1 protein-coding gene is annotated in these 284 nt (G+C 70.8%); it reads right to left on the bottom strand.

Features of this window, described 5'->3' with window-relative positions; genetic code table 11:
* The coding region (locus tag B9S61_RS09380) for an amidohydrolase family protein (protein WP_146064761.1) at positions 1 to 268 on the bottom strand (268 nt) is incomplete at its 3' end.
* Between the last annotated feature and the right edge of the window lie 16 nt (positions 269 to 284).

Raw genomic sequence — 284 nt, 5'->3', positions numbered from 1 at the left:
GGGCGTCGGACAGGTCGAGACCGGTGAGGGCGAGACCGGTCGCCGTGGTGTGGACGTGCGCGTCCGTGAACGCCGGGGTGACCAGAGCCCCGTCGAGGTCGATCACCTCGTCGACCCCGTCCACGAAGGCGTCGGCGGCACCTTCGGAGCCGACCCAGGCGACCTGACCGCGCTCGACGACCATTGCGGTCGCGAAGGGGTCGGCGGGGCTGTGGACCTCTCCGCGACGAAGCAGGACGGTGTGCGGCGGGACGGTGCGTTCACTCATACGTCACAGTCTCGCG

The organism is Streptomyces sp. SM1 (assembly GCF_002910825.1).
Lineage (GTDB): Bacteria > Actinomycetota > Actinomycetes > Streptomycetales > Streptomycetaceae > Streptomyces > Streptomyces okerensis.
Note: the sequence above shows the minus strand (reverse complement) of the source record. Positions and strands in the feature narration are given on the sequence as shown.